The organism is Kitasatospora sp. NPDC088346 (assembly GCF_044740765.1).
Classification (GTDB): Bacteria; Actinomycetota; Actinomycetes; order Streptomycetales; family Streptomycetaceae; genus Kitasatospora.
Window position 1 is genome coordinate 25,549 of sequence record NZ_JBIURH010000011.1, and the last position, 20,427, is coordinate 45,975.

Sequence of the window (20,427 nt, forward strand, 5' to 3'; positions counted from 1 at the left end):
TCAGCCCGGCCGGACCAACCGGGACTCGTAGGCGAACACCACGGCCTGCACCCGGTCGCGCAGCTCCAACTTGGCCAGGATCCGGTTCAGATGGGTCTTCACGGTGGCCTCCGCGACGTGCAGACCCGCGGCGATCTCCAGGTTCGACAGGCCACGGCCCACCTCCACCAGGACCTCGCGCTCCCGGGCGGTCAGCCGTTCCAGCCGTTCGCCGTCCGGGCCGGGGACACCGGCGGGGAGCCGGTCGGCGAAGTTCTCCAGCAGCCGCCGGGTGATCCGGGGGGAGACCACCGCGTCACCGGCGGCCACCGCCCGGACCGCCGCGAGCAGTTCCTGCGGCAGGGCGTTCTTCAACAGGAAGCCCGAGGCACCGGCCCGCAGCCCGGCGAAGGCGTACTCGTCGAGGTCGAAGGTGGTCAGGATCAGCACCCTGGTGCCGGGGCAGTCCCGGACGATCCGGGCGGTCGCCTCGATGCCGTCCGTGCCGGGCATCCGGACGTCCATCAGCACCACGTCGGGCGCGAGCCGGCGGGCCAGCCGGACGGCCTCGGCGCCGTCCCCGGCCTCGCCGACCGGCACCATGTCCGGCTGCGCCTCCAGGACCATGGTGAACGCCATCCGCAGCAGCGGCTCGTCGTCGACCAGCAGGATCCGGATCGTCACACCCCCTCCTCCCCGGCGGGCCCCAGGCCGAGCCTGGTCGCCACCCGCCATCCGGCCGCCCCCGGCAGCGGGCCGGCCTCCAACCGTCCACCGTAGGCGGCCGCCCGCTCGCGCATGCCGGGCAGGCCGTGCCCGCCGTGCCCGCCGGGCGAGGCCGGGCCGGCCGGCGCCGCACGGCCGTCGTCGACCACCTCCACGGTGACCGCCCCCGCCGAACAGCCCACCCTGACCTCGGCGCGGGTGCCGGCCGGGGCGTGCCTGAGGCTGTTGGTCAGCGCCTCCTGCACCAGCCGGTACACGGTGAGCTGCGCCGCGGCCGGCACGGGGGCGGGGTCGCCCGCGACGTCCAGCCGTACCGGCAGCCCGGCCACCCGGACCTGCTCCACCAGGGACTCCAACTGGGCGAGGCCCGGCGCCGGGTGGCGCAGCGCGTCCGGTTCGTCGGCCCGCAGCACGCCGAGGAAGCGCCGCATGTCGGTGAGGGCCTGCCGTCCGGTGTCGGAGACCTGCCGCATCGCGGCGGTCGCCCGCTCGGGGGAGCGGGGCTGGGCGAAGACCGCGCCGTCGGCGAGCGCCACCATCACCGACAGGTTGTGGCTGACGACGTCGTGCAGCTCGCGGGCGATCCGGGCGCGCTCCCCGGCGACCGCGAGCCGGGCCTGCTGGTCGCGCTCGCGCTCCAGGCCGGCCGCCCGGTCCTCCAGCGCGGCCAGGTGGGCGTGTCTGGTCCGTACGGTGGTGCCGGTGACGCCGGCGGCGACGGCCATCGCGGTCAGGGTGACGGTGTCGCCGAGGAAGCGGCCCTCGGGCGACCAGCGGACGCCGGCCAGCACGATGCCCGTCTCCAGGGCGAGACCGGCCACCAGGGCGGGCCGGCGGCCCACCCGGGAGGCCACCGTGTACAGCGCGACCAGCAGTGCGGCGTCGGCGGGCAGTTGAACGCCGGCGAGCCACTGCACGGCCGCGGCCGCGGCCACCACGCCGAACACCGCGAGCGGCGCCCGGCGGCGGGCGAGCAGCGGCAGCACCAGCGCCGCCTGGAGGGCCAGCTCCCAAGGCCGGTCGGACATGCCGTGGCGGACGGCGATGACGGTCGGCACGCACAACCCGGCCACCAGCAGGACGTCCTGGACGGGCGGCGGCAGCGCCGGGCGGCGCGGCGGACGGCCGCGCCGGGGCGGGGCCGCCGGTGGTGCGGATGCCTCGACGTGTCCCGCCACTAGGCGTCCCGCCGCTTGAGCAGGACGGCCGCGCCCGCCAGCGCCGCCACCGCGTACAGGCAGCAGACCGCGAAGCCGGTCCAGGGCGCCAGGGTGTGCTCGTCCGGGCGCAGGACGCAGAGCGCGTGACCGGCGTTGCTCGGCAGGTACGGGCCGATGGTGTCGGCCCAGGTCGAGGGCAGCGCCCTGACCACCTCCGGTACGACCAGCAACAGGCCGAGGACGGTGGCCGTCCCGCCCGCGGTGTTGCGGACGACCGCACCGACCCCGACGCTCAGCAGGGCCACCGCGGTCAGGTACAGGCCGGTGCCGAGCACCGCGCGGGTCACCCCCGGGTCGCCCAGCGAGGTGGCGACGCCGGTGGATTCCATCAGGGCCTGGCCGCTCAGGAAGGCGACCAGCGCGCCGGCCGTCATCAGCAGCCAGGTCACCGCCGCGTACACGGCCGCCTTGGCCCAGAGCACGGGCAGCCGGTCCGGGACGGCCGAGAACGTCGCCCGGATCATGCCGGTCGCGTACTCGCCGGTGACCACCAGCACGCCCAGCACGCCGACCGCGAGCTGCGCGAGGAAGAAGCCGACCAGGCTCAGCGCGGTCGGGTCGACGACCGCCCGCTCCTCCTCGCCGAGCGTCGGCCAGCGGTCGGCGGTGACGCCCGTGAAGAGCAGCCCCAGGCCGACCAGCGCGGCGACGGCGGCGGCCAGGGTGACGGCGGTCGAGCGCAGCGTGCGGAGCTTGACCCACTCCGAGTGCAGCACGCGGGCCCGGGTGACCCGGCCGTGGCCGGTGCGGGCCCGGACGGCGGGCGCGAAGGGCCGGACGGTCATGCCGCACCTCCCCGGCGGCCCGCGCCGGCGGTCGGTACGGCCCGCGCGCCGGTGGTCGGTACGACCCGCGGCACGGCACCGGGTACGAAGCCCGGCGCGGCCCCGGGCACCGCCCGCTCCGGGGCCCGGTACTCGACCGCGTCCCGGGTCAGTTCCATGAACGCCTCCTCCAGGGGCGCCCGGTGCGGGGTGAGCTCGGTCAGCGCGATCCCGTGGTCGGCGGCGAGCCGGCCGATCCGCTCGCTGCTCAGGCCCGTGACCTCCAGGGCGCCCGGCTCGCCGGGCACCACGGAGGCGGCCGTCGCCGCCAGCAGGGCCGACAGTCGCCCGGCCTCGCCGGTGCGGACCAGGACCGTGTCGCGGGCCGCGCGACGCACGAACTCCGCCACCGAGGTGTCGGCGATCAGCCGTCCCTGGCCGATCACGATCAGGTGCTCGGCGGTCAGCGCCATCTCGCTCATCAGGTGCGAGGAGACCAGGACCGTCCGGCCCTCGGCGGCCAACTCCTTGAGCAGGGTGCGGATCCACAGGATGCCCTCGGGGTCGAGACCGTTCACCGGCTCGTCGAGGACGACGGTGGCCGGGTCGCCCAGCAGCGCGCTCGCGATGCCGAGCCGCCGGCCCATGCCGAGCGAGAACCCGCCGGCCCGCCGACGGGCCACCTGACGCAGGCCGACCAGGTCGATCACCTCCTCCACCCGCCGGCGGGGGATGCCCGTGGTGGCCGCCAGTGCGAGCAGGTGGTGGTAGGCGGACCGGCCGGTGTGGACCGACCGGTCCTCCAGCATCGCGCCGACCTCGTGCAGCGGCGCCCGGTGCTCGGCGTAGCGCTTCCCGTTGACCGTGACCCGGCCGGTGGTCGGCGCGTCCAGGCCGAGGATCATCCGCATCGTGGTGGACTTCCCGGCGCCGTTGGGCCCCAGGAACCCGGTGACGGCGCCGGGCCGGACGGTGAAGCCGAGGTCGGTGACGGCGGTCTTGTCGCCGTAGCGCTTGGTCAGGTGGTGGGCTTCGATCACGGGAGCGGGTCCTCGCGGGTGAGAGGGCGTCAACTGGTGGCGCGGGCCGGTGCGGTCGACCGTGGCGCCGACCCGGTCACCACGCTAGGTTCCGTGGCCGGCCGGGACGACGGCCCGAAGGCTGAACCGGCCGGGCGCGGTGTGCGCCCGCAGGTGGAAGGCGCGTACAACCCCGGTTGCAGCCGGGGCGGCACCGGGCCCCGCCGCACCCGTCCGGCTACCGGTCAGTAGGGTGGCGGTCCGGCGACGGTCGCCGGGGTGAACGGGGGACCCATGGCGGATCGGCTCACGGTGGTGTCCGGCGGCGGGACGGGGATCGGCCGGGCGATCGCCCGCGTCTTCGCGGCGGAGGGCGACCGGGTGGTCGTCATCGGCCGCCGGCCCGAACTCCTCGAACGGGCCCGGGCCGAGATCGACGAGGAGGTCGGCGCACCGCGGATCCACCCGGTCCCGGCGGACCTGACCGACCCGCGACAGGTCGCCCGGGCGGCCGCGGAGATCGCGGCCCTGGGGCCCGTCGACGTGCTGGTGAACAACGCCGGCGCCATCGTGACCGCACCGGCCGACGACAGCCTGGCCGCACTCGCCGAGGCCTGGCGGCGCGACCTGGACACCAACCTGCTGACCGCGGTGCTGCTCACCAGCGCCCTGCTCGACCACCTGCGGCGGCCGGGCGGCCGGCTCGTCCTGATCAGCTCGGCGGCGGCCCAGCGCGGCGGTGCGGGCGCCCACTCGGCCGGCTCGTACGCGGCGGCCAAGGCGGCGCTGCACGGCTGGGCGTTCGGCCTGGCCCGGCAGTTGGGGCCGGACGGCATCACCGTCAACGTGCTCGCCCCGGGCTACGTGGCCGACACCCCGATCTTCGGCGACCGGGCCACCCCGGAGTTCCACGCCGGCAAGATCGCCGACACCCTGGTGGGCCGGGCCGGCACCCCGGCCGACGTGGCGGCCGCCGTCGGCTACCTCGCCTCACCGGCGGCCGGCTACCTGACCGGACAGGTGATCGGCCTCAACGGCGGTGCGGTGCTGGGCCGGTAGGCGTCGGGCCCGCCGCCGGGCGCCACCGGACCGCGCCCACCCGGGTGACCTGACACGGCCACCGCGGCCGAGCGGCCCGCAGCGGCTAGGGTGGGGGCGAACCGGCCCGAGGGGAGTGGCAGATGACGGTGGACGCGTTCCGTCCGGAGGTGCCCCTGGTGGCCGCGCCGATGGCGGGCGGCGCCTCGACCCCGCAGCTGGTGGCGGCCGTGAACGGCGCCGGCGGGCTCGGCTTCCTGGCCGCCGGCTACCGGAGCGCCGCCGCCGTGGCCGAACAGATCAGGGCCGTCCGGGAACTGACGGGCCGGCCGTTCGGCCTCAACCTCTTCGTGCCCGCCGAGCCCGGCGACCCCGGCGACCCGGGGGCCGTGGCGGCCTACCGGGAGCGGCTGCGCCCCGAGGCCGAGCGGTACGGCGTCGACCTGCCGGCCGTGATCGCCCCCGACCGGGACGACTGGGACGCCAAGATCGCGCTGCTGCTGGCCGACCCGGTGCCGGTGGTCTCCTACACCTTCGGCCTGCCCTCCCCGGCCGAGGCCGAGGCGCTGCGCGCGGCCGGCACCGTCCAGGTCGGCACCGTGACCTCGCCCGCCGAGGCGCGGGCGGCGGCCGAGGCGGGGATGGACGTGCTGACGGTGCAGGGCCCCGAGGCCGGTGGCCACCGGGCCACCCACCGGGCCGCGGCGACGCCCGGCACCGTACCGCTGCTCGACCTGCTGGCCGAGGTGCGCGCCGAGGTGGACCTGCCGCTGATCGCCGCCGGCGGCATCGCGGACGCCGCGGGCCTGGCCGCCGCCCTCGGGGCCGGTGCGGTGGCCGCCCAGCTCGGCACCGCCTTCCTGCGCTGCACGGAGTCCGGGGCCACGGCGGCCCACCGGGCGGCGCTGGTGGACGAGCGGTTCACCGCGACGGCCGTCACCAGGGCCTTCACCGGCCGGCCGGCGCGCGGGCTGCGCAACGCCTTCATCGAACGCTACGAGCCGTACGCGCCGACCGCCTACCCGGAGGTGCACCACCTCACCCAGCCGCTGCGGGCCGCGGCGGCCGGGCGCGGCGACCTGGAGGCGATGCACCTCTGGGCCGGGACGGGCCACCGGCTCGCCCGGACCGGCCCGGCGGCGGACGTCGTCCGGGCGCTCGCGGGGTAGGCGGCTCCGGCGGTCAGCCCAGCAGGGCGCCCATCCACTCCTCGATGCCGGCCACCGTGCGCGGCAGCGCCCCGGACATCAGCCGGGCGCCGTCGGCGGTGATCACCAGGTCGTCCTCGATCCGGACGCCGATGCCGCGCAGTTCGAGCGGCAGCGTCTCGTCGTCGGGCTGGAGGTAGAGGCCGGGTTCGACGGTGAGCACCATGCCCTCCTCCAGCACGCCGTCGAGGTAGGTCTCGGCCCGGGCCTTCGCGCAGTCGTGGACGTCCAGGCCGAGCATGTGGCCGCTGCTGCACAGGGTGTAGCGGCGGAACAGGCCGCTGTCCTCGTGCAGGGCCTCCTCGGCGGAGACCCGCAGCACGCCCCAGTCGGCGAGGCCCTCGGCGATCACCCGCATGCCGGCCCGGTGGAAGTCCCGGAAGCTGGCGCCGGGGCGCAGGGTGGCGATGGCGGCGTCCTGGGCGGCCAGCACCAGTTCGTAGACCTGACGCTGGACGGGGGAGAAGGTCCCGGAGAGCGGGAGGGTGCGGGTGACGTCGGCGGTGTAGAGGGAGTCGGTCTCCACGCCGGCGTCGAGCAGCAGGAGTTCGGACGGGTCGAGGGCGCCGTCGTTGCGGATCCAGTGCAGCACGCAGGCGTGGGCGCCGGAGGCCACGATGGTGTCGTAGCCGGTGCCGTTGCCCTCGGCGCGGGCACGGAGGTTGAACGTTCCCTCCAGCCAGCGTTCGCCCCGGCCGTGGCGCAGTGCGGTGGGCAGGGCCCGGACGACGTCCTCGAAGCCGGTGGTGGTGAGGTCGACCGAGAGCTGGAGCTGCCCGACCTCCCAGACGTCCTTGACCAGGCGCAACTCGGAGAGCACGGTGGCGAGTCGGGCGTCCGCCGGGTCAGTCGCGGTGTCGGGGCGGCCGGCGAGGGAGTCCAGCACCGGGTCGATGCCGGCCAGGATCCGGGTGGTGGGCTGCGGGCCGGTGAACAGCTTGGCCAGGTCGTCCAGGTGGGCGGTGCGGACACCGGTGAGCTCGGCAGCCTCGGCCAGGTCGGGCCGCCGGCCGACCCAGAACTCGCCGTAGCGGCGGTCGCGGTAGAACTCGGAGCCGTACGGGCTGCCGCCACCGCGCGGCGAGCGCGGGCGCAGGTGGAGCACCGGTTCGCCGTCGGGCTCGACCACCAGGACGTGGCCGACCTGCTCCTCGCCGGTGAGGCCGGTGAGCCAGGCGTACGCGCTGTGCGGGCGGAAGCGGTAGTCGCAGTCGTTGCTGCGGACCTTCAACTGCCCGGCGGGGACGATCAGTCGCTCGCCGGGGAAGGCGGCGGCGAGCCGGCGGCGGCGGGCCGGGGTGGCGTCGTGGCCGGGCACCCGCTCGCCGGCGGGCAGCGGGGTGGCGGCCCACGCGGTGCCCATGAACGCGTCGAGGGCGGGCGGGACGGGCAGGTCGTGGCTGCCGGTGTGCAGGCGGGGGGTGGGCTCGGCGGTCACTGCTGCGACTCCTCTGGCCTGGGGTGGAACCGGGGGGACTGGCGGCGGGTCAGGGCCCGGGGAGGACACGGCTCGGTAACGGGCGGCATCAGCTCTTGCCAGTGCAATTTCACATTACTATGTTACGGGTCACATCCCGGAGGGGCTAGACCCCAGGTCGCCCCTCCGGTGTGGCCCCGGATCAGCCCCGGGGCGGACCGGGCCTCAGCAGTGGCCCCCCATCTCGGAGTTCACCATGAACAGGCGTACCCACGTCGCCCTGGCGGCGACGATCGCAGCAACCCTCACCCTCGGCCTCGGCGCGTGCAGCAGCAACGGCGGCAGCGCCGACGGAGCCGGCGACCAGGCAGGGGTCACCACCGAGGGCAACGGCATCATCGGCGGGACGCCGGTCAAGGGCGGCACCCTCACCATCCTCTCCAACCAGGACTTCGACCAGCTCGACCCGGCCCGCAACTGGACCATGCCGGTGATGGACGTCGGCGTCCGGATGCTCTACCGCACCCTGACCACGTTCAAGGCGGCCCCCGGCGCCGAGGGCCTGAAGATCGAGCCCGACCTGGCCACCGACCTCGGCACCCCGAGCGACGGCGCCAAGACCTGGACCTTCCACCTGAAGGACGGTCTGAAGTACGAGGACGGCACCCCGATCGTCGCCGACGACGTCAAGTACAACGTCGAGCGCTCCTTCTCGCCCGAGCTGGCCGGCGGCCCCGACTACGCGGTGCGCTACCTCAACGCCCCCGACGGCTACCAGGGCCCGCTGAAGGGCGAGCGGCTGGGCAAGGAGGCCATCGAGGTCCCGGACGCCAAGACCATCGTCTTCCACCTCAAGCGCCCGGTCGCGGAGTTCGGCTACACCGTCACCCTGCCGACCTTCTCGCCGGTGCCGAAGGCGAAGGAGACCGGCGCCAACTACAGCAACCACCCGGTCTCCTCGGGCCCGTACAAGATCGAGGAGTACGACCGCGGCAAGCGCATGGTGCTGGTCCGCAACACCAGCTGGGACGAGAAGAGCGACCCGGTCCGCAAGGCGTACCCGGACCGGATCGTCGTCGAGCAGACCCTCAAGGGCGCGGGCATCGCGGACCGGCTGATCGCCGACCAGGGCGAGGACAAGAACGCGATCTCCTACGTCGACCTGGTCTCCGCGAAGGTCAGCGAGGTGCTCACCAACCCGGACCTGAAGAAGCGTCTGATCAGCGAGAACTCCGGCTGCACCTCGATGCTGGTGATGAACACCAGCAAGGCGCCGTTCGACAACCCCAAGCTCCGGCTGGCCCTGCAGTACGCGGTGGACAAGGAGGCCTTCGCGGCCGCGGTGGGCGGTCCGGCGTTCAACGACGTCGCCACCACCTACCTGCCTCCGGTGCTGACCGCCGGCGCGCCGATCGACCACTTCACGATCAAGCCGGCCGGTGACCCGGAGAAGGCCAAGTCGCTGATGGCCGAGGCGGGTTTCGCCAACGGGCTGCAGACCGAGCTGGTCACCTCCACCGGCGCCAAGGCGCAGGCCGAGTCGATCCAGGCCTCGCTGAAGAAGGTCGGCGTCGAGGTCACCGTCACCACGGTCGACCCGACGGCCGTCAACTCGATCGTCGGCGACAAGGACAAGCAGCCCGGCCTGTCGATGAGCGGCTGGTGCCCCGACTACCCGTCCGCCGCGACCTTCCTGCCGATGATCTTCGACGGCCGCTCCATCAAGGACAAGAGCAACAACGGCAACAACAGCCGGTTCAACGACCCCGAGACCATCGCCGAGCTCGACCGGATCGCCGCCCTGGACGACCTGCAGAAGGCCAACGCCTCCTGGCTCGCCCTCGACGCCAAGATCATGGACAAGTCGCCGGCCGTCCCGCTGACCTGGCAGAAGAAGCCGCTGCTGGTCGGCTCCAACATCGCCGGCGCCTACGCCCACCCGGTGTGGTCCGGCCAGATCGACTACGCGGTCATCGGCCTGAAGTCCGTCAAGTAGTCAGGAGCCGACCCCATGACCGCCCCGCTCTCCGAGGCAGCCGCCCGGGGAGCGGGGGCGGCGGTCAGCCCCGCCGCCCCCGCACCCGCAGCGCCCCCCGCCTCGCCCTGGCGCCTCGCCTGGCACCGGCTCCGCGGCCAGAAGGCCGCCATGGTCGGCCTCGGCATCATCGTCTTCTTCGTCCTGTGCTCCCTGCTCGCCCCGGTCCTCACCGCGATCAGCGGCCACGGCCCGTCCGACACCGACAAGAAGGCCCTCAACCTCTACCTCGGCGGCGTGCCCAAGGAGCCGCTCGGCGGCATCGGCCCCGAGCACTGGCTCGGCGTCGAACCGGGCCTCGGCCGCGACATCTTCGCCCGGCTCCTGTACGGCGGTCAGATCAGCCTGCTGGTCGCCTTCAGCGCCGCGGTCATCACCACCGTGATCGGCGTCCTGCTGGGCATCAGCGCCGGCTACTTCGGCGGCCGGACCGACGCCGCGATCAGCCGCTTCATGGACATCATGATGTCCTTCCCCAGCCTGATCTTCATGATCGCGCTGCTCTCCGTCGCCCGGGACGCCAACCGCATCCTGCTGCTGATCGCCGTGATGAGCGTCTTCGGCTGGCCCTACATCGCCCGGCTGATCCGCGGCCAGACCATCTCGCTCAAACACCGCGAGTACGTCGAGGCCGCCCGCGCCTGCGGCACCTCCAGCGCCCGGATCCTGTTCACCGAGATCCTGCCCAACCTCACCGGCACGATCATCGTGTACGTCACGCTGGCGATCCCCGGCCTGATCGGCGCCGAGGCCGCGCTCACCTACCTCGGCGTCGGAGTCCGGCCGCCGACGCCCTCCTGGGGCCAGATGATCTCGGACGCGGTGCCCTACTACAAGGTCGACCCGATGTTCTTCGTCCTGCCCAGCGCCTGCCTGTTCCTGGTCGTGCTGGCCTTCACCCTGCTGGGCGACGCACTGCGCGACGCCCTCGACCCGAAGGGCAGCCGGGCATGATCGGATTCCTGGTCCGGCGGCTGATCGGCATCGCCCTGACCCTCGTGGTGATCTGCGCCATCACCTTCGCCGTCTTCTACCTCCTGCCGACCGACCCGGCCGCACAGTTCTGCGGCAAGGACTGCTCGGCGGAACGCATCCTGCTGGTCCGCCAGCAGATGGGCCTGGACGACCCGCTGACCGTCCAGTTCGGCCGCTACCTGGTCGGCGTCTTCGCCGGCCAGACCCTCGGCAGCGGCAGCTACGCCGTGCAGTGCGACTTCCCCTGCTTCGGCTACTCCTACCAGAGCGCCCAGCCGGTCTGGGACCTGATGATGGACCGCCTCCCGGCCAGCGCCTCGCTCGCCGTCGGCGCGGCCGTCCTGTGGCTGGTGCTCGGCGTCACGGCCGGCGTGGTCTCCGCGCTGCGCCGCAACACCTGGCTCGACCGCACCGTCATGGTCGGCACCATCGGCGTCGCCGCCCTCCCGGTCTACTTCACCGCGATGATCCTGCTCTACGTCGTCGTCTCGGTGATGGACCTGATCCCCTACCCCCGGTACATCGCCTTCGGCGAGGACCCGTTCGGCTGGATCGAGAACCTGGTCCTGCCCTGGATCACGCTCGCCCTGATGTCCGCCGCCATCTACGCCCGGATGACCCGCAACTCCGTCATCGAGACGATGGCCGAGCCGTTCGTGCGCACCGCCCGGGCCAAGGGGCTGCCGGAACGCCGGGTGGTGGGCCGGCACGGCCTGCGGCCCGCGCTCACGCCGGTGGCCACCATGCTCGGCATGGACCTCGGCGGCCTGCTGGCCGGAGCACTGATCACCGAGTCGCTGTTCGGCCTCCCGGGTGTCGGCAAGCTCTTCGCCGACTCGCTCAACAAGGCGGACCAGCCGGTGATCATGGGGATCACCCTGCTCGCCTCCTTCTTCATCGTCACCTCCAACCTGATCGTGGACATGGTCTACGCCTGGATCGACCCGAGGGCGAGGCTGTCGTGACCCTGCTCGAAGTCAAGGACCTCGCAGTCGAGTTCAGCACCGCGGAGGGAACCGTCCGGGCCGTCCGCGGAGTCGACTTCACCGTCGAGGCCGGCCGGACCCTGGGCATCGTCGGCGAGTCCGGCTCCGGAAAGTCCGTCACCTCGCTGGCCGTCATGGGCCTGCACCGCGGCGCCGAGGTCACCGGATCCGTCCGGTTCGACGGCACCGAACTGATCGGCGCCCCCGAGGAGACCGTCCGGGCCCTGCGCGGTCGGCGGATGGCCATGGTCTTCCAGGACGCCCTCACCTCGCTGCACCCCTACTTCACGATCGGCGACCAGATCGCGGAGGCCTACCAGGCGCACTTCGGCGGCAAGCGCCGGACGGCCTGGGCCCGCGCCGTCGAGGTGCTCGGCGACGTCGGCATCCCCGAACCGGCCCGCCGGGCGGGGGAGTACCCGCACCAGTTCTCCGGCGGCATGCGGCAGCGGGCGATGATCGCCCTGGCCCTGTCCTGCGAACCCGACCTGATCATCGCCGACGAGCCGACCACGGCCCTGGACGTCACCGTCCAGGCCCAGGTGCTGGAACTGCTGATGAAGCTCCAGCAGGACCGCGGACTCGGCATCATCATGATCACGCACGACCTCGGCGTGATCGCCCGGGTCGCCGACGAGGTCCTGGTCATGTACGGCGGCTCGGCCGCCGAACAGGCCCCCGCCGAAACCCTGTTCACCGCACCGCGGCACCCCTACACCCGCGGCCTGCTGGACTCGCTGCCCCGCCTGGACGCCGCCGACGGCGACGCCCTGGTCTCCATCCCCGGCAGCCCGCCCTCCCTGCTCGACCCGCCGGCCGGCTGCCCCTTCCACCCGCGCTGCGCGGTCTACCGGGCCGCGTCCGAGGAAGGCCGCCGGGCCTGCACCGAGCAGCGTCCGCCGCTGCGGCTGGTCGCCGAGCACCACCGCACCGCCTGCCTGCTGGACTCGCCGTCCGAGGGCCGCGGCTTCCAGAAGGAGGCGACCGCATGACGGAAGCCCTGCTCACCGTGCAGGACCTGGGAATGACCTTCCCCGGACGGAGCGGCACCTTCCGCCGGCGCCCCGGCATCCGGGCCGTCGACGGGGTCTCCTTCGACGTCCGGCCCGGCGAGACCCTCGGACTGGTCGGCGAGTCCGGCTGCGGCAAGTCCACCACCGGCCGGATGCTGGTCCGGCTGCTCGACCCGACGGCCGGTTCGATCGGCTTCCGCGGACAGGACATCACCCGCACCGGGCAGCGCGAACTGCGGCCGCTGCGCAGCAAGTTGCAGATGATCTTCCAGGACCCGTTCGCCTCGCTCAACCCGCGGCAGACCGTCCAGCAGATCATCGCGGCCCCGCTGCGGGCCCAGGGCACCGCACCGGCGAGGACCGCCGCCGAGGTGCGCGACCTCGTCCGCCTGGTCGGCCTCGCCCCCGAACACCTGGAGCGCTACCCGCACCAGTTCTCCGGCGGCCAGGCCCAGCGGATCGGCATCGCCCGCGCCCTCGCCACCCGCCCCGAACTCGTCGTCGCCGACGAACCGGTCTCCGCCCTCGACGTCTCCATCCAGGCGCAGATCGTCGGCCTGATGGAACGCCTGCAACGCGAACTCGGCGTGGCGTACGTGTTCATCGCCCACGACCTCGCCGTGGTCAAGCACATCAGCCACCGGGTCGCGGTGATGTACCTCGGCCGGATCGTCGAGATCGGCGACAAGCGCCAGGTGTACGAGAGGCCCGCCCACCCCTACACCAGGGCGCTGCTCTCCGCCGTACCGCTGCCCGACCCGCTGGCCGAACGCCGGCGCGAACGGATCGTGCTGCTCGGCGACCCGCCGAGCCCCGCCAACCCGCCCAGCGGCTGCACCTTCCACCCCAGGTGCCCCAAGGCGCAGGACCTCTGCCGCACCGAGGCACCGCTCCTGCAGATCACCGCCCCGGACAGCGGCCGCCAGGCGGCCTGCCACTTCCCCGAGGCCTGATCAGGGCGCCGGCGCCCGCTCGTCGGGCTGCCGGTTGCCGGTTGCCGCCTGCCGTCCGGCGAGCGGGCACCCACGCGCCCCGGCCCGCGTGGCCTCCCCCATGGGGGCCGCGCGGGGCGGCGGTACGGCGTGCGTCCGCATTTCTCAACCCCCCACGATTTCCCCCACATGTTCAGGAGCACGAGTGTCAACTCCCCGTACCGCGCGCAGAGTCCTGCTCGCCGCCGCGCTGGCCGCCTCCCTCACGCTGCCGGCCGTCCAGAGTGCGCAGGCCATCGGCGCGGCCTCCGCCCCCGCGGCTCCCGCCGCACCGAGCTCCGCCGCGCAGACCGTGGCGCCCGCATCGACGCCGAGCGCCTACGACGAGGTCGACCACCTCGCCGCCGCCACCGCGAAGGCGGGCGGTGCGGCCCCCGCACCGGGCGGCGGCTCGCTCGGTGACACGCTGCTGCCCGGCCGGCTGCCCGACCGGGTCGGGGCGCCCGCCCCGATCGCCGGTCCGGCCGCACCCGTCGGTGCTCCGGGCTCCACCGCGGCGGGGGTGCCCTGCACCGCCGCCGGGATGAGCGGACTCGGGCCGGCCCAGCTGGTGGCCTTCCTCACCGACCCGGCGGTCACCGCCGACGGCTGTCTGGCCGGTTTCCTGTGGACCTGGAACGCGGGGTACGCCACCGCCATGGACGACGCCCACGTCCAGGCCGTCGCCGACCGGATCACCCAGCTCGCGGCCGCCCACGACGGCACCGACGGCGCCCACCTGTACGAGCTGTGGACGTTCCTGCACGCCACGGTCTACTTCGACTTCAACCACGACCAGATCGACATCACCGACGCCGCGACCCTGGCCGCCGTCCAGCGGGCGATCGACGCCTGCTCGGCCAACCCCCGGGCGTTCGACGCGACCGACCAGGCCGCCGCGATCCTCCGCGAGATGACCATCACCGCCGGCAGTGTCGGCCTGCGGCAGAACAACCTGGGCCTGGTCAAGCGGATCCTCGCCGCGTTCGGCCCCGGCACCCGGGTGGCCGGCAGCACGCAGTGGGGCAACGCCGCTCTCGCCGCGCTGAACGTCAACTACCTCGGCATCTACAACCAGGACCCGGCGTTCATGGCGGCCGTCGCCGCCGACGCCGACTACCGCGCGGCGTTCCGCGCCTTCGCCTCGGCCGCGCACCTGAAGGGCACCGCCAACGCCTGGGTCGCCCGCGACGCGGTGGCCGAGTACGGCCGGTTCGGCCAGATCGCCTCGCTGCGTGCCGCGGTCAGCGCGGACCTGGGCCCGCTCCTGGACACCACCAAGGCGGCGTTCGGGGAGTTCTCGGGCCCCTGGGTGAAGGCGGTCGGCTGGGCCAACTACTACGGCGTCTGCGACCGGTTCGGCGTCTGCACCGCGCAGATCGAGGCCAAGCTCTTCCCGAACACCTACACGTACGACAACGGGGCGCTGGAGGTGCGGACCGCCCTCGACCGGGCGACCGTGGACCAGATGTACTACGCCAGCAAGCAGGTGAAGACGCAGTTCTTCCGGGTCCTGGGCACCGACGTGCCGCTGGCGGGGGACGTCAACTCCACGCTGCACATCCACCTGTACGCCTCGCGGGCCGACTACGAGGTCTACCACCCGCTGCTGACCGGCATGACGACCAGCAACGGCGGCGTCTACATCGAGAACGGCGCCACCTTCTACACCTACCAGCGCCGGGTGCCGCAGGACTCGACGCTCACCCTGGAGGAGCTGTTCCGGCACGAGTACACCCACTACCTGAACGGTCGCTGGGCCACCCCCGGCACCTTCGGCGAGCCGCGCTGGTACGCCGACGACCTCACCACCGCCATGGACGAGGGCACCGCCGAGTTCTTCGACGGCGCCACCCGGGACCAGGGCGTCCTGGTGCGCAGGTCGCTGGTGAACAAACTCGCCCAGGACGAGGCGGCGGGCATCGCGCGGATGACCGTCAACGAGCTTCTCCACGCCCGCTACACCGACACCCCCGCGTTCCACTTCTACAACTACGCGGGCACGTTCTTCGAGTTCCTGTGGATACAGCACCCCTCGCGGCTGCGCGAGATGTACGGCTACCTGCGGGCCGACGACCCGGCCGAGTTCGACGCCTGGCGCACCCGCGCCGGTGCCGACGCGGGCCTCCAGGCCGAGTACGACGCCTTCCTGGACGCCCGGATCGCGGAAATCCCCGGCCTGTACGTCCCGAACACCTCGTTCACCCCGAACGGGTACCTGAAGTTCGCCTACCCCTCCGAGGTCGCGGCGGCGTTCGCGGGTGCCACCCGGTCCACCCCGTCCTGCAAGGACAACGGCGACTGGAACAACAAGCCGATGCGGTTCGTCTGCACCGGCCGGATCACCGCCAACCTCACCGACTCCACCAGCGCGGACGCGGTGTTCAAGGACATGTCGTCCACCGTCGACTACTTCATCCTGCAGCGGACGAAGGGCGTCGCGAACAACCTCGACGACATGAACTGTTCCTTCGGCAAGGTCGACGTCTGGCCGGGCGGCCGGGCCGGCACCTCCGACTACACCTGCGAGGGTCCGCTCCGCCGGTGAAAAGCCCCCGGTCGGGCGACGGCGGGGAACCGTAACAGCGGGCCGCGCCCGACCGGGCCTCACTCGGCCTCAGACCTCCAGGTCGGCCTCGATCCGCTTCAGCTGGTGGCGGGCCATCGCGAGGTTGGCGCGGCCCTTGTCCAGGGCGAGGTAGAGGAACAGCCCCTTGCCCGTGCGGCCGGTGAGCGGCCGGATCAGGTGGTACTGGCTGCTGAGCGAGATCAGGATGTCCTCGATGGCCTCCTTGAGACCCAGCAGCTCGATCGCCCTGACCTTGGCGCGGACCACGTCGGTATTGCCCGCGGCGGCCACGTTCAGATCGAGGTCGGGGCCGCCGCCGAGTGTGCCGAGCGCCATTCCACTGTTGTAGTCGACCAGAGCGACACCAATGGTGCCGTCGATCGAGTTCATGATGTCCTTGAGTGCGCTGTCGGTGCTGGCCATGGGTCCTCTTCCGTGGGGATTTCGTGGTGGTGACGGGTGTTCGGTCGTGCTGCGGATGGTCGGCGGTACGGGTCAGTCCCGTTGGTCCTGGCGTTCCAGCGCGGCCTCGGTGAGCGCCTCGATCCGGCGCCCGGCCCGGCGGGCCTCCAGGTGCAGCCGGCCGATGTTGGCCTCCGGCCCGGCGAGCAGGGTCAGCACCACGTACGCGCCGGCCGCGTAGGTGGCGGTGTAGCCGAACTCGCCCCTGGTCAGCAGCTCGCGGAAGCTGCCCTGGCCGGTCGCCTCGGCCAGCCGGGCACCGACCCCGAGGGCGGCGGCGGTGAGCGCGGCCACCCCGGAGGGCTCCAGGTTGGTGGTGTCGTGGGCGACCACCAGGCCGTCGGTGGTGGCGACCAGACTGCCGGTCAGGTGCGGGACCCGGGCGCGCAGTCCGCGCAACTCGGTGAGCACCTCGGGCTCGGAGAGCAACTCGGGGTCGATCAGTACGGGAGGCCTACGGGCGGTGAACTGTCGCAAGGTGCGCTTCATGACTCGGTCGGGCGGGGGACAAGGGCGGGCGGAACACTCACAGTCGGGCCTCCAGGCCGGCTCGGATCCTGAGCAGCAGGGCGACGTGCGGATCTGACGGGTCGTAGGTCGGGGCGGTGGCGGCGGGCTGCGTCCGGGTGGGGAACAGCACCCGCGGCGGTTCGACGGGCGGCGGCAGGGGCGGCGGCACCGGGGCCAGCATCGGCTGCAGGGGCACCGGCGGAGGGGGGAGCGGTGGGAGCGGCGGGAGTGGTGGGAGCGGTGGCAGGGCCGGGGTGGACTCGATCAGACCGCCGGCCGCGAGGTGCCTGATGTCCAGCACGGTGCCGAAGGCGGAGCGTCCGAGCAGCAGGGCGATCTCGGCGGGGGTGCGCCGGCCGTCCGCGGCCTCCAGCACGGCGCGGCGTCGCCGGGTGCAGCCGCGCGGCACCGCCACCGGCCGGCGCCGGACGACCGCGCCGTCCAGCTGCGGGCACGGCCAGACCCGGTCCAGCAGGGCGCGCCGGCGGCCCACCGCCGCGCGCAGCTCCCGTACGCCCATCGGCCGGGCGAGGGTGAACAGCGGCCGGGAGGCGGACTCGAAGCGGATCTCGCCCTGGTTCTGGCCGAGGGCGAAGTAGCCGGCGTCCAGCAGGGCGGTCAGGTGGCAGAGCTGGAGTTCGCCGGCGCTCACCCGGCCGGTGCGGATCAGCTCGTCGGCCATCGGCAGGCCGCTCGCGAGGTGGCGGGCCCAGTCGGCGCCGGACAGTCGGCCGCAGCCGGTCAGCAGGGCCTCTATGCCGGGCGCGGAGGCGCTCTCGGCGTGCACCACGAACCCGCCGACCAGGTGCAGGGTGCCGGCGGTGCCGACCATCGCGCCGGTGGCGCGCTGCGCGGCCAGGTCGGCCAGCGCGGTCTCGAAGACGGTGGCGGGCGAGCATCCGGAGCGGCGCCGGCGGGGCAGCCGCGGCGCGTGCGCGGCCGGCGCGTCGACGGTGCGGGCGTCCAGCGTGACGGCCATCAGTCGATCACCAACTGTTCGGCGATCGAGGCGAGTCTCAGCCGCGCCATGGCGAGGTTGGACCGCTCCCGGTCGAGCCGCAGGTAGAGGATGAGGTTGCTGTCGAAGTCCGTGTCGAGGAACCTGACCAGGTGGTAGGCGCCGGCCGAGCTGAGGATCAGGTCCTCGGCGGGAGCCGTCCCGGACGTCGGGTCGGCGAACGAGGTGCTCTGGGTCACCGCCCTGGCGAGCTCGGTGGCGTCGGCGGCCCCGGTCTCGTGGTCGTCGCCCGGTCCCTCCCCGGCGGTGCCCAGCGCGAGCCCGCTGGTCCAGTCGACCAGGCTGGCGCCGAGCGCGCCTGGCACGCCCATGGCCTCGGTAAGGCAGTCATCGATCCCCGGCACCCGATACGCACCCCTCCTGCGGGCCCACGGGGGGCCCGCGCGCGGCTCCGCGCTCACTGGCGGTAACCTCTTCGGAGCGTAACGCTAACCCCGAACGTTCGGCCTCGGGTCGGAATCCGTCATATTCGTCGGGCATATGCCCGAATCTGTTAGGGTCACCGGCCGCACGGGCCGGGGGTCCTGACGGTCCGTCGGCGCTCCGGCCGGTTCGCCGGGCCGTTCGCCGACCGGTGCGTCGAGCCGTTCGTCGTGCGCGTCGTGTGGTTCGTCGTGTGGTTCGTCGGCGTCCGGCCGTGCGGCCGTCAGGTCCCGCAGCCGGGGGATCGGCGAGCCGAGCAGCCACAGGAACGACAGCAGCGCCCCGCCTGCCGCCAGCCACAGCGTCGGCCGCAGGCCGAGGGTGCTGCCGAGCGTGCCGCCGAGCAGCGAACCGATCGGTCGGACACCGTAGTTGACCGCCTGGTAGGCGCCGGACACCCGGGAGCGCAGGTGGTCCGGGACGACCGCGGCGAAGATCGATCCGGCCGCGATGTCCAGCACCATGACCCCGATGCCGGAACCGAACTCGGCCGCGAACAGCAGCGCGGCGGCCAGGGGCGTCGGGCCGTGCGCCGCCGGGACCAGCAGGAGCGGCGCGGGGTAGGCGATCAGGCCGAGCAGGAAGGCAGGCCCCACCCCGATCCGCCGGGTGATCCGGCCGGTGACCGCGGCGCCCAGTACGGCGCCGATCGAGGCGGCCCCCAGAACGGCCCCCAACAGCCCTGCTGAGAGCCCGAGTTCGCCCACCGCGTAGAGGACGAACAGGGTACTCGTCATCAGGGTGAAGAGGTTGACGGTGGCGGTGCCCAGCAGCGCCGCCCGGACGGTGCGCGACTCCCGGATCCAGCGCAGACCCGCCGTCGTCCGCCCGGAACCGGCCGGGTCGCCCGGTGGTTCGACGGGCCCGATCCGGCGCAGGAGGAGCGCCGAGGCCAGGAACGAGAGCGCGTCGGCGACCAGGGCCGCCGGCGCGGCCAGCAGTTGGACCAGCAGCCCGCCGAGCCCGGGCCCGGCGACGTACGCGAGCGCGCGGCTGCCGTTGAGCAGTGCGTTCCCCTGCACGTACCGGTCGGCGGGGACGAGGGCGACGAACAGCGGCGGGTTGCACACGTTGAAGACCACCGAGAGGCTGCCGGCCGCGAACACCACCAGGTAGAGCTGCGCCGGCGAGAGCAGGTCGAGTGCGTACCCGGCCGGGACGGTGAGCAGCAGCGCGGCCCGGCCGAGGTCGGTGGCGATCATCACCCGCCGCCGGTCCGGACGCCGGTCGGCCCAGCCCCCCGCCGGCAGTGAGAAGAGCAGGTACGGCAGCCAGCCGGCCGCCGCCAGGTACCCCATCTGCGCGGCGTCGGCGTGCAGCGCGGTGACCGCGATCAGCGGGACGACGAGCAGGGTGACCTGGTCGCCGAGTGCGGAGACGCTCTGACCGGCCCAGTAGCGCCGGAACAGCCCGTCGCGCAGCAGCTCGGGTATCCGGGCGGTGAGCGCGCTCACGGTGCGGCCGGCCGGCCGTCGACCGGGACGGCCAGGTGCATCAGCAGGACCGGCCGGGAGCCGGTGGGGCGGGCCGCCGGATCGCCCAGGCGGTCCAGGTAGCGGTCGGCCAGCGCGAAGATCCCGGCGGTGAGCTCGGTCAGCTCCTCGGCGGTGACGTGGACCAGGACGTCGCCGGTGGCGGCCGCGGTCTGCCATGCGCGCGGCTCGTCGGCGCGGCCGGCCAGCCATTCGGTGGTGCGGGCGAAGTACTGCTGGACCACCGCGCGCTGGAGGGCGGCCGAGGCCTCGGCGGCGGCCGGGTCCTCGGGGGCGGCGTCCCAGCTGGTGAAGACGGCGGTGGCCCGCCAGGGCTTCTCCCGGCCCCGGCCGCCGCCCGCCTCCTCGACCAGCCCGTACTTGGCGAGCTGGCGGAGGTGGAAGGAGCAGCTGGCGACGGACTCGCCGATCAGCCCCGCCGCCCGGGTCGCCGTCAGTGGTCCCTCCTGGCGGAGCAGGCCGACCAGACGCATCCGGGTCGGGTGGGCGTAGGCACGCAGGGCGCGCGGGTCGGTCAGCTCGACCACGGGCCGGTCGGCCGCCCGCGACGGATCCTGCTTCGGGGATGGAGTCATGTATCTAAAGCTATCTTTAGAAAGAA

At 73.7% G+C, this 20,427-nt stretch carries 19 protein-coding genes; 8 read left to right on the plus strand and 11 right to left on the minus strand.

What is annotated here, in order from left to right; genetic code table 11:
- Genes ACIOFR_RS16890 through ACIOFR_RS16905 form a run of 4 tightly spaced genes read right to left on the minus strand, consistent with a single transcriptional unit; the run spans position 1 to position 3,729 of the window.
- Positions 1 to 663 carry a response regulator gene (locus ACIOFR_RS16890; RefSeq protein ID WP_400997492.1) on the minus strand — a complete coding sequence of 221 codons (663 nt, stop codon included), beginning with the start codon at positions 661 to 663 and terminating at the stop codon, positions 1 to 3.
- The gene (locus ACIOFR_RS16895) at positions 660 to 1,883 is read right to left on the minus strand and encodes a sensor histidine kinase (protein WP_400997494.1); all 1,224 of its coding nucleotides are present in this window, start codon (positions 1,881 to 1,883) and stop codon (positions 660 to 662) included. The genes ACIOFR_RS16890 and ACIOFR_RS16895 overlap by 4 nt, the downstream gene beginning before the upstream one ends.
- Positions 1,883 to 2,710, minus strand: a complete 828-nt coding sequence (locus ACIOFR_RS16900; RefSeq protein ID WP_400997496.1) for an ABC transporter permease — start codon at positions 2,708 to 2,710, stop codon at positions 1,883 to 1,885. Before ACIOFR_RS16900 ends, ACIOFR_RS16895 begins: the two co-directional genes overlap by 1 nt.
- Complete coding sequence (locus ACIOFR_RS16905; protein WP_400997499.1) at positions 2,707 to 3,729, minus strand: ABC transporter ATP-binding protein; 1,023 nt, start codon at positions 3,727 to 3,729, stop codon at positions 2,707 to 2,709. Before ACIOFR_RS16905 ends, ACIOFR_RS16900 begins: the two co-directional genes overlap by 4 nt.
- A 273-nt stretch (positions 3,730 to 4,002) precedes the next feature.
- Here ACIOFR_RS16905 and ACIOFR_RS16910 point away from each other — a divergent pair, with 273 nt between their 5' ends.
- Together ACIOFR_RS16910 and ACIOFR_RS16915 are read left to right on the plus strand one after the other, a co-directional pair.
- Positions 4,003 to 4,767, plus strand: a complete 765-nt coding sequence (locus tag ACIOFR_RS16910; RefSeq protein WP_400997502.1) for an SDR family NAD(P)-dependent oxidoreductase — start codon at positions 4,003 to 4,005, stop codon at positions 4,765 to 4,767.
- Between the two features lie 122 nt (positions 4,768 to 4,889).
- Positions 4,890 to 5,915 (plus strand): nitronate monooxygenase, encoded by a 1,026-nt coding sequence (locus ACIOFR_RS16915; protein ID WP_400997505.1) that lies wholly within the window; start codon positions 4,890 to 4,892, stop codon positions 5,913 to 5,915.
- A gap of 13 nt (positions 5,916 to 5,928) precedes the next feature.
- Here ACIOFR_RS16915 and ACIOFR_RS16920 read toward each other — a convergent pair whose 3' ends face one another.
- Positions 5,929 to 7,392 (minus strand): aminopeptidase P family protein, encoded by a 1,464-nt coding sequence (locus tag ACIOFR_RS16920; RefSeq protein WP_400997508.1) that lies wholly within the window; start codon positions 7,390 to 7,392, stop codon positions 5,929 to 5,931.
- A 235-nt stretch (positions 7,393 to 7,627) separates the two neighbouring features.
- Between ACIOFR_RS16920 and ACIOFR_RS16925 the strand changes: the two genes are divergently transcribed.
- The 6 genes from ACIOFR_RS16925 to ACIOFR_RS16950 all read left to right on the plus strand — a co-directional run bounded on the left by ACIOFR_RS16925 (position 7,628) and on the right by ACIOFR_RS16950 (position 15,899).
- Entirely contained in the window at positions 7,628 to 9,367 is a 1,740-nt protein-coding gene (locus ACIOFR_RS16925; protein ID WP_400997510.1) for an ABC transporter substrate-binding protein, read from the plus strand.
- 15 nt (positions 9,368 to 9,382) lie between these two features.
- Entirely contained in the window at positions 9,383 to 10,360 is a 978-nt protein-coding gene (locus ACIOFR_RS16930) for an ABC transporter permease (RefSeq protein WP_400997512.1), read from the plus strand.
- Positions 10,357 to 11,346, plus strand: coding sequence for an ABC transporter permease (locus tag ACIOFR_RS16935; RefSeq protein ID WP_400997515.1), 990 nt, complete (start codon positions 10,357 to 10,359; stop codon positions 11,344 to 11,346). The genes ACIOFR_RS16930 and ACIOFR_RS16935 overlap by 4 nt, the downstream gene beginning before the upstream one ends.
- Positions 11,343 to 12,359: an ABC transporter ATP-binding protein gene (locus ACIOFR_RS16940; protein ID WP_400997518.1), complete on the plus strand. Its 1,017-nt coding sequence runs from the start codon at positions 11,343 to 11,345 to the stop codon at positions 12,357 to 12,359. The genes ACIOFR_RS16935 and ACIOFR_RS16940 overlap by 4 nt, the downstream gene beginning before the upstream one ends.
- Positions 12,356 to 13,333, plus strand: coding sequence for an ABC transporter ATP-binding protein (locus ACIOFR_RS16945; RefSeq protein WP_400997521.1), 978 nt, complete (start codon positions 12,356 to 12,358; stop codon positions 13,331 to 13,333). Before ACIOFR_RS16940 ends, ACIOFR_RS16945 begins: the two co-directional genes overlap by 4 nt.
- Positions 13,334 to 13,517: 184 nt before the next feature.
- Positions 13,518 to 15,899 carry a collagenase gene (locus tag ACIOFR_RS16950; protein ID WP_400997523.1) on the plus strand — a complete coding sequence of 794 codons (2,382 nt, stop codon included), beginning with the start codon at positions 13,518 to 13,520 and terminating at the stop codon, positions 15,897 to 15,899.
- Positions 15,900 to 15,968: 69 nt separating this feature from the next.
- Here ACIOFR_RS16950 and ACIOFR_RS16955 read toward each other — a convergent pair whose 3' ends face one another.
- The 6 genes from ACIOFR_RS16955 to ACIOFR_RS16980 form a co-directional block, all read right to left on the minus strand.
- Positions 15,969 to 16,343 (minus strand): hypothetical protein, encoded by a 375-nt coding sequence (locus tag ACIOFR_RS16955; RefSeq protein WP_400997526.1) that lies wholly within the window; start codon positions 16,341 to 16,343, stop codon positions 15,969 to 15,971.
- A 72-nt stretch (positions 16,344 to 16,415) separates the two neighbouring features.
- Positions 16,416 to 16,871 carry a roadblock/LC7 domain-containing protein gene (locus tag ACIOFR_RS16960; RefSeq protein ID WP_400997528.1) on the minus strand — a complete coding sequence of 152 codons (456 nt, stop codon included), beginning with the start codon at positions 16,869 to 16,871 and terminating at the stop codon, positions 16,416 to 16,418.
- A gap of 37 nt (positions 16,872 to 16,908) precedes the next feature.
- The gene (locus ACIOFR_RS16965) at positions 16,909 to 17,871 is read right to left on the minus strand and encodes a transcriptional regulator (protein WP_400997531.1); all 963 of its coding nucleotides are present in this window, start codon (positions 17,869 to 17,871) and stop codon (positions 16,909 to 16,911) included.
- Complete coding sequence (locus tag ACIOFR_RS16970; RefSeq protein WP_400997534.1) at positions 17,871 to 18,254, minus strand: hypothetical protein; 384 nt, start codon at positions 18,252 to 18,254, stop codon at positions 17,871 to 17,873. Before ACIOFR_RS16970 ends, ACIOFR_RS16965 begins: the two co-directional genes overlap by 1 nt.
- 84 nt (positions 18,255 to 18,338) lie before the next feature.
- Positions 18,339 to 19,787: an MFS transporter gene (locus ACIOFR_RS16975; RefSeq protein WP_400997537.1), complete on the minus strand. Its 1,449-nt coding sequence runs from the start codon at positions 19,785 to 19,787 to the stop codon at positions 18,339 to 18,341.
- Positions 19,784 to 20,401, minus strand: coding sequence for a winged helix-turn-helix domain-containing protein (locus ACIOFR_RS16980; RefSeq protein ID WP_400997540.1), 618 nt, complete (start codon positions 20,399 to 20,401; stop codon positions 19,784 to 19,786). The genes ACIOFR_RS16975 and ACIOFR_RS16980 overlap by 4 nt, the downstream gene beginning before the upstream one ends.
- Between the last annotated feature and the right edge of the window lie 26 nt (positions 20,402 to 20,427).